This is a genomic window from Stenotrophomonas sp. (assembly GCF_050737075.1).
Lineage (GTDB): Bacteria > Pseudomonadota > Gammaproteobacteria > Xanthomonadales > Xanthomonadaceae > Stenotrophomonas.
Window position 1 is genome coordinate 1 of sequence record NZ_JBOHXV010000142.1, and the last position, 7,647, is coordinate 7,647.

At 66.7% G+C, this 7,647-nt stretch carries 8 protein-coding genes and 1 pseudogene; 6 read left to right on the forward strand and 3 right to left on the reverse strand.

Features of this window, described 5'->3' with window-relative positions:
* Positions 1–210, reverse strand: a pseudogene (locus tag ACREPD_RS21065) (FKBP-type peptidyl-prolyl cis-trans isomerase); the annotation flags it as partial.
* Positions 211–273: 63 nt separating this feature from the next.
* On the opposite strand from ACREPD_RS21065, the gene ACREPD_RS21070 reads away from it, so the two are divergent.
* From ACREPD_RS21070 to ACREPD_RS21085, 4 genes are all read left to right on the forward strand, one after another.
* The gene (locus ACREPD_RS21070) at positions 274–639 is read left to right on the forward strand and encodes a DUF6164 family protein (RefSeq protein ID WP_431601102.1); all 366 of its coding nucleotides are present in this window, start codon (positions 274–276) and stop codon (positions 637–639) included.
* Positions 640–684: 45 nt separating this feature from the next.
* Positions 685–1,431: a sulfurtransferase gene (locus ACREPD_RS21075; protein ID WP_431601103.1), complete on the forward strand. Its 747-nt coding sequence runs from the start codon at positions 685–687 to the stop codon at positions 1,429–1,431.
* Positions 1,432–1,530: 99 nt separating this feature from the next.
* Positions 1,531–2,517 carry an LLM class flavin-dependent oxidoreductase gene (locus tag ACREPD_RS21080; RefSeq protein ID WP_431601104.1) on the forward strand — a complete coding sequence of 329 codons (987 nt, stop codon included), beginning with the start codon at positions 1,531–1,533 and terminating at the stop codon, positions 2,515–2,517.
* Between the two features lie 167 nt (positions 2,518–2,684).
* On the forward strand, positions 2,685–3,185 hold the full coding sequence (locus ACREPD_RS21085; protein WP_431601105.1) for a pyridoxamine 5'-phosphate oxidase family protein: 501 nt from the start codon (positions 2,685–2,687) through the stop codon (positions 3,183–3,185).
* A 228-nt stretch (positions 3,186–3,413) separates the two neighbouring features.
* Here the strand turns inward: ACREPD_RS21085 and ACREPD_RS21090 are convergent, their stop codons facing one another.
* On the reverse strand, positions 3,414–4,073 hold the full coding sequence (locus ACREPD_RS21090) for an exopolysaccharide biosynthesis protein (protein WP_431601106.1): 660 nt from the start codon (positions 4,071–4,073) through the stop codon (positions 3,414–3,416).
* On the reverse strand, positions 4,057–5,313 hold the full coding sequence (locus ACREPD_RS21095; RefSeq protein WP_431601107.1) for a hemolysin family protein: 1,257 nt from the start codon (positions 5,311–5,313) through the stop codon (positions 4,057–4,059). The genes ACREPD_RS21090 and ACREPD_RS21095 overlap by 17 nt, the downstream gene beginning before the upstream one ends.
* Positions 5,314–5,651: 338 nt before the next feature.
* Between ACREPD_RS21095 and ACREPD_RS21100 the strand changes: the two genes are divergently transcribed.
* Together ACREPD_RS21100 and ACREPD_RS21105 are read left to right on the forward strand one after the other, a co-directional pair.
* Positions 5,652–6,278, forward strand: a complete 627-nt coding sequence (locus ACREPD_RS21100; protein ID WP_421570174.1) for a DUF47 domain-containing protein — start codon at positions 5,652–5,654, stop codon at positions 6,276–6,278.
* A gap of 13 nt (positions 6,279–6,291) precedes the next feature.
* Positions 6,292–7,413, forward strand: a complete 1,122-nt coding sequence (locus ACREPD_RS21105) for an inorganic phosphate transporter (RefSeq protein WP_421570175.1) — start codon at positions 6,292–6,294, stop codon at positions 7,411–7,413.
* Positions 7,414–7,647 lie beyond the last annotated feature (234 nt).

The following is a 7,647-nucleotide window of genomic DNA, read 5'->3' on the forward strand; positions in this document are numbered from 1 at the left end:
GTGCTTGTCGGCGGCGCGCTCGTCGTACACCCAACCGGTGTAATGAACCACGATGGTGCTGCCCGGGGTGGCCTCGGCGCCGGTGCCCGGCTGGGTGTCGATCTTTTCGAAGGTGGCGATGCTGCCCCCCGGCGGCGGGCCAGGCGGGGTGCAGGCGGCCAGCAGCGACACCAGCGCGGGAACGAGCAGGAACTTCGGAAGTCGACGCATGCGGGCACCGGTTGGAAAACGGGGACGCAAGGGTAGCGCATCGCCGGGCGCTATCATGGGCGCATGTCGAAACTGCTGCTCAACCTGCGCAACGTCGCGGACGATGAAATCCAGGACGTGACCGCCCTGCTGGACCAGGCGGGCATCGCCCATTACCGCACCGAACCCAGCCCCTGGGGGATCTCGTTTGGCGGGATCTGGATCCGTGACGATGGCGACCAGCCGCGCGCCAAGGCGTTGATGGCCGAGTACCAGCAGGCACGCGGCGCACGGGTCCGTGCCGAACGCCAGGCGGCGCTCGCCGATGGCAGCGCCGAGACCTTCGGCACGCTGCTGCGGCGGCGGCCGTTGTTCGTGGTGGCGGTGCTGGCCGGCATGATCGGCGCCGCCGCACTGGTGCTGCTGCCGTTCGTGCTGCTGCGCGGCTGAATGGCCGGTTGGGCGGGGCGCGCAGCCCGCGGGTAAAATGCGCGGATGATCGCCAATACCGCCGCCTACCATTTCACGCCAATCGCCGACCCCGATGCCCTGTGTGCGACCCTGCTGGCGCGCGCCGAGGCCGCCGCGCTGCGTGGCACCGTGCTGGTGGCGGGCGAGGGCATCAACCTGTTCCTGGCCGGCAGCGAGGCGGGCATCGATGGCTTTTACGCCGCATTGCGCGCCGAGCCGGGCTTTGCCGGCCTGCGGGTGAAGACCAGCTACAGCCAGATGCAGCCCTTCGCCCGGCTCAAGGCCAAGGTGAAGCCGGAAATCATCAGTTTCCGCATCGATGACGGCCAGCCGCTGGCCTTCCCGCGCGCGCCCTCGGTCGACCCGGCCACGGTGCAGCGCTGGCTGCGCCAGGGCCACGACGACGCCGGCAAGCCGGTGGTGATGCTCGACACCCGCAACGTGCAGGAGGTCGAGTACGGCACCTTCCAGGATGCGCTGGTGCTGCCGATCACCAAGTTCACCGACCTGCCCGAGGCCCTGGCCCCGCACCGCGCCGCGCTGCGCGACAGCACCGTGGTGAGTTTCTGCACCGGCGGCATCCGCTGCGAGAAGGCCGCGCTGTGGATGCGCAACGACGGCATGGACAACGTCCTGCAGCTGGACGGCGGCATCCTGGGCTATTTCGAGGCGGTGGGCGGCGAAGGCTACGAGGGCCGCTGCTTCGTGTTCGACGAACGCGTGGCGCTGGACGCGGAATTGAAGCCGTTGGTGGACCAGGCCGCGGATTGATTCCGAACGTGGCCGCAGGAATCACCATCCCGCAAACGGCCATGGTGTCCCGGGGCCGCCGCCCCCATCAAGGTTCCATAACCTTTGATGGAATGCCCCATGCAACTGTCGATTCTTGATCTGGCCCCGGTCTGCGAGGGCAGCAACACCACGCAGGCTTTCGCCAACATGCTGGACCTGGCCCAGCACGCCGAGGGCTGGGGCTACCACCGCTACTGGCTGGCCGAGCACCACAACATGCCCGGCATCGCCAGCGCCGCCACCGCGGTGCTGATCGGCCACGTGGCCGGCGGCACCCAGCGCATCCGGGTGGGCGCGGGCGGCATCATGCTGCCCAATCATTCGCCGCTGCAGGTGGCCGAGCAGTTCGGCACGCTGGCCTCGCTGTACCCGGACCGCATCGACCTGGGCCTGGGCCGCGCGCCGGGTACCGACCAGCCCACCGCGCGTGCGCTGCGCCGCTACTTCGACAGCGCCGACCAGTTCCCGCAGGACGTGCGCGAGCTGCTGCACTACTTCGAGCCGGCGCAGGCCGGGCAGGCGGTGCGCGCCGTGCCCGGTGCGGGCATTCCGGTGCCGGTGTGGCTGCTCGGGTCGAGCCTGTTCAGTGCACGCCTCTCCGCCGCGCTGGGCCTGCCGTTCGCCTTCGCCTCGCACTTCGCCCCCGACGCGATGGACGAGGCCCTGGCGATCTACCGCCGTGAATTCCGCGCCTCGCAGTACCTGACCGCGCCGTACGCCGTGCTCGGCCTGAACGTGGTGGCCGCCGAGTCCGAGGCCGAAGCCAAGCGCCTGTTCACCACCCAGCAGCAGAGTTTCGTCAATCTGCGCCGCGGTCAGCCGGGCCTGATTCCGCCGCCGATCGACGATATCGAAGCCTTCTGGCAGCCGCACGAGAAGCTTGGCGTGCAGAGCGCACTGGCCTGCGCGGTGGTGGGCGACCTGCGCCAGGTCAGCGAGGGCATGGCCGCCTTCGCCGCGCGCCATAAGCCCGACGAACTGCTGCTCACCGCCAACATCTACGACCACGCCGCGCGCAAGCGGTCGTTTGGTCTGGCGATGCAGTCATGGAACGCAAGGGCATAAACCCGTAGAGCCACCCCATGGGTGGCTGCGCTTCAAAGAGCACCGCCAACCCACCCGAGTGGTGGCGCCACGTAGCGCGGTTCTGCGAAGGCGGCGTGACCGTTCGGTTCACGTCGCCATTGCCGCCGATCCGGTGTGATGGAGCTCCTTATTGCAGGAGTCATCCCATGGCCGACCATGATCGCGCGCAGCACATCGAACAGCTGGCCGAACTGATCCGCGGTGTGGACATCGCCATGTTCACCACCACGGGCGTCGATGGGCGTTTGTACAGCCGCCCGCTGGGCACGCAGGAAGTCGAATTCGACGGCGACCTGTGGTTCGCCACGGCGGCCGACAGCCCGAAGGTGGCCGAGATCGCGCTCAATCCGCGCGTCAACGTGGCCTACGCATCGCAGTCGAAGAACACGTATGTATCGGTTGCCGGCATCGCACGCGTCGTGCACGACCGCGCGAAGGTGGAGGAGCTGTGGTCGCCGCCGATGAAGCTGTTCTTCCCGGGCGGCAAGGACGATCCCAACCTGCGCCTGATCCACGTGCGTGCCGAATCGGCGGAGTACTGGGACGGCCCGGGCACGCTGCTGGGCAAGGCGTTGAGCTTCGTGCTGTCGGCGGTTTCCGATGACCCTTCCGCGTTGTCGGACAACGGCGTGGTCGATCTGCGCTGAAGGCGGGGAGGGTCAGGCGCGACGGACGACGTCGCGCTGATGCGCCGATGCTCTGGCGGGCCGATGCACCGATGCACCGATGCACCGACGGGACCGACGGGACCGATACGCCGACGGGGTAGAGCCGACTGTTAGTCGGCTAGGCGCGCAGCGCGGCGTTGGGTTCTACGCGAAAGGCAGCCGACTAACAGTCGGCTCTACCCAGTCGGCTCTACCGCGCTGGTTCTTTCAGAACCAGCGCTGGAACAGCTCCGTCAGGTAGTGCACCAGCTGCCCCGAGCTGAAGCTGAAGAACAGCACCGCGGCGATCGCGCCGATCCAGTTGACCAGCATCAGCGTGCCGTCGCGCTCCAACAGCGCCAGCGAGAACAACAGCAGCTGGAATCCGAATAGATAGTTGGTGAACGGAATCGGCAGCGACAGCAGCACGCCGGTCAACACCAGCAGCAGCCCCGTGAATGCATGCGCGGGCAACGGCACCAGCAAGGCCGGGCGGCGCGGCTTGAGCATGCGGTCCAGGCGGCGCAGCGCGCCGTCGATCTTCCCCAGGAACTTGTGCATCGTGCCGCGCCGCGGACCCCGGTTGGCGATGAAACCCGGCAGCCAGGGGCGTCGCATGCCACACAGCATCTGCACGCCGATCAGGATCACCAGCGGACCGCTGACGGCACCGCCCATGCCGGGGATCGGAATGAACGACGGCAGGATCGCAATGAACAGGAATACCCCGAACGCGCTCTGCTGCAGGCCCTGCAGGATCTGGCCCAGCAGCAGCCGTTCGTCCGGGTCGCCATGGTCGAACATCGCCAGCAGCGTGCGGATGCCCTCGTTCTGATACTCCGGCCGGCTCTGGTCCGGCGCGGGGGAGGGATCAGCCGGTGAGTTCATCGGTCTCTTCTTCGGCCAGCGTGCGCAGCAGCAGCTTGTCCACGCGCGCCCCGTCCAGATCGACGATCTCGATGCGCCAGCCGGCCCAGTCGAAATACTCGCCGGCGTGCGGGATGCGCCCGAAGAAGTGGATGCACATGCCGGCCAGGGTGTAATAGTCGCCGTCCTCGGCGTCGGGCAGTTCGGCATTGCCCATCAGCTCGCGCAGGTCCTCGATCGAGAGCGAACCGTCGACCAGGTAGGAGCCGTCCTCGCGGGTCACCACCAGGGCGTCCTCGTCCACGTTTTCCACCGACTGCATGCGGCCCACCACGGCACCCATCAGGTCGCTGATCGTGACCAGGCCCTGGATCTCGCCGTACTCGTCCACCACCAGCGCCATCGACTGCTGTTCTTCGCGGAAGATCTCCAGCAGCTTCATCGCATGCGTGGATTCGGAGACGTACAGCGGCTCGCGCAGCTGCTGGAACAGCGAATGCTCGTCGCGCACCAGGCGCGTCACCAGGCTCTTCACCTCGAGCACGCCGACGATGTCCTGGTCGTTGTCGCGATACACCGGGTAGCGCGAGAACTCATGCTCGCGCATGGTCGCCAGGTTCTTCTCGGCGTCGGCCACGGTGTCCAGCCAGGCGATCCGGTTGCGCGGCGTCATCAGGCTGTCGGCGGTACGGTCGCCCAGGCGCATCACCCGGTTCATCATGTCGCGCTCGTGCGCGTCGATCACGCCGGCCTCGTGGCTCTCGGCCACCAGCATGCGGATCTCTTCTTCCGTGACGGTGGCCGCCTCGTCGTTGCCCAGGCCCAGCAGGCGCAGCACCAGCCGGGTGGTCTTGGACAGCATCCAGACGAACGGGAAGGCCAGCTTGGCCAACCAGCTCATGGGCAGGGCGACCAGGCCGGCGATGTCCTCCGAGCGGGTCAGGGCGAGCCGCTTGGGCACCAGTTCGCCGAAGATCAGCGTCACGAAGGTGATCAGGGTCACGGCCAGGCCCTTGCCGACCAGCTCGGCGTGGCCGAAACCGGGCATCAGGTCCTTGATCCAGAGGGCGATGGCCTCGCCGATGGCGTCGCCACCCAGCAGACCGGTCAGCACGCCGATCACGGTGATGCCGATCTGGACCGTGGACAGGAAGCTCTCGGGCTTCTCGGACAGCTCCAGGGCCTTGGCGGCGCGCTTGGAGGTACCGGCCATCTGCTTCAGGCGGCTCTTTCGCGAAGTCATGACCGACATCTCGGACATGGCGAAGAACCCGTTGAGCAGGATCAGGGCGAAAACAAGCAGGATCAGTTCAAACACGGGCGTCGTCCCCGGTTGGTGGCAGGGAGGGCGTGTTCAAGCGCGGGCGGCTACCGGGCCAGGTCAAGCCTGGCGGGCGCGGCGGGGGGTAAGGGTCGTCTTCCATAGAGTGCACCCGAAGGTGCCCGCGCATCTTAACAAAAGCCGGGGGGAGGGGTGCAAACAGAGTCGTTCAGGGGGCCCCGTGACGGCGTGAAGATGACGGGAGTACCCGGATTGGACATCAAACCGTCATAATTCCGCCCGGTGCCGTCCTTCCTCGACGGCGAATAGGTTTCTCCATGTTCTCTCTGCAGACCATTTTCGGCTCCGGCAAACAGTTCTACACCCTGCTGGACGAGGCTGCCCAGGCCGCCCAGGACAGCGCCAAGGCGCTGCATTCGATGCTGCGCGAAGCAGATCGCCAGCCGGCGCTGGACGCCTTCAAGCTGGCCCGCCTGCGCGAACGCGCCGCCTCGGACAAGATCAGCCAGGCGCTGGTGGACAGCTTCATGACCCCGATCGAGCGCGAAGACATCGAAGCGCTGGGTTCGGCCCTGTACAAGATCCCCAAGCAGATCGAGAAGTTCGCCGATCGTTATTCGCTGGCCACCACCCACCTGGAGCACATCGACTTCGCGCCCCGCGCGGCGATGCTCGAACAGGCGGCCAAGGTCGTCGTGGAAATGGTCAACGACCTGCGCCACATGAACCTGGATCGCATGACCGCGCTCAACGAAAAGCTGCGCGCGCTCGAAAACGAAGCCGACCGCCTGATGCTGGAGCTGTACCGCGACATCTACTCCGGCCGTCTGGACAACCTGCAGATGTTCCTGCTCAAGGAGTTCTTCGAGATCCTGGAAAAGGCCATCGACCGTTGCCGCGAGGCCGGTGTGGTGGCGTACCAGATCGTGCTGAAGAACAGCTGACGGACGCCACAGCATGCTGACCCTCGTTCTGGTGGTGATCCTGGCCGCGCTCGTTTTCGAGTTCATCAACGGCTTCCACGACACCGCCAACTCCATCGCCACCGTGGTGGCGACCAAGGTGCTTTCGCCCGGCTGGGCCGTGATGCTCGCCGCCTTCATGAACCTCATCGGTGCGCTCACCGGTACGGCGGTGGCGCTGACCATCGCCTCCGGCCTGCTCAACACCAATGTGATCGACGTGACCCCGCAGGTGATCCTGTGCGCCCTGCTGGGCGGCATCATCTGGAACCTCATCACCTGGTGGAAGGGCCTGCCGTCGTCGTCCTCGCATGCGCTGATCGGCGGCCTGTGCGGCGCCGGCCTGGCCGCGGCCCACAACAACTGGGACGCGCTGATCTGGTCCGAACGCATCGGCACCTGGGCGCAGAACAAGGGTCTGTTGTGGAAGGTGTTCCTTCCCATGATCACCTCGCCGATCGCCGGCTTCCTGCTCGGCATCATCGTCATGCTGCTGTTGTGGGCGATCATCGCCGGCATGGCCAAGGTCGGTGGCTGGATCGGCCGCCTGGCCCGCCCGCGCATCGTCAACGCGTTCTTCGGCAAGGCCCAGATCGTCTCGGCGGCCTACATGGGCTTCGCCCATGGCCACAACGACGCGCAGAAGACCATGGGCATCATCGCCATGACCCTGATCGGCGCCGAAGCGACCGGTGCACTGAACGACCTGCCGTCCTGGCTGGCCTTCATGCATCCCGACGCCCAGGCCGGCGAGGGCATCGCGATGTGGATCGTCCTGACCTGTGCCGTCGTCATGGCGGCCGGCACCGCCTCGGGCGGCTGGAAGATCATCAAGACCCTGGGCCACAAGATGGTCAAGCTGCACCCGATCCACGGCTTCGCCGCGGAGACCAGTTCGGCCACCATCCTGACCCTGGCCGCGCACTTCGGCATGCCCGTCTCGACCACCCACAGCATCTCCACCGCGATCATGGGCGTGGGCTACGCCAAGAACCCGCGGTCGCTGCGCCTGGGCGTGATCGAGCGCATCGTCTGGGCCTGGATCCTGACCATTCCGGCCGCCGGCGGCTGCGCATACCTGATCCTCAAGCTGTTCGAGATGTTCGGCTGGACCTGAAGGCTCTGGTTCGGCATACAAAAAACCCGGCTTCGGCCGGGTTTTTTGTGCGTTGTTGTCCGCGCGAAGAGCGGCGTTTCAATTCATCCGAGCTGGGGCGGCCGACGGGCAGCCCCGCTCCGGGACACGCCGCAAGTACGTCCTTGTAGGCTGCTAGAAAACATCCATGTTTTCTAGCGTCCCTCCGGGGGCTACCCGCCGGCCGCCCCCGACAGAGGGTCGCGTGCGGAAGGA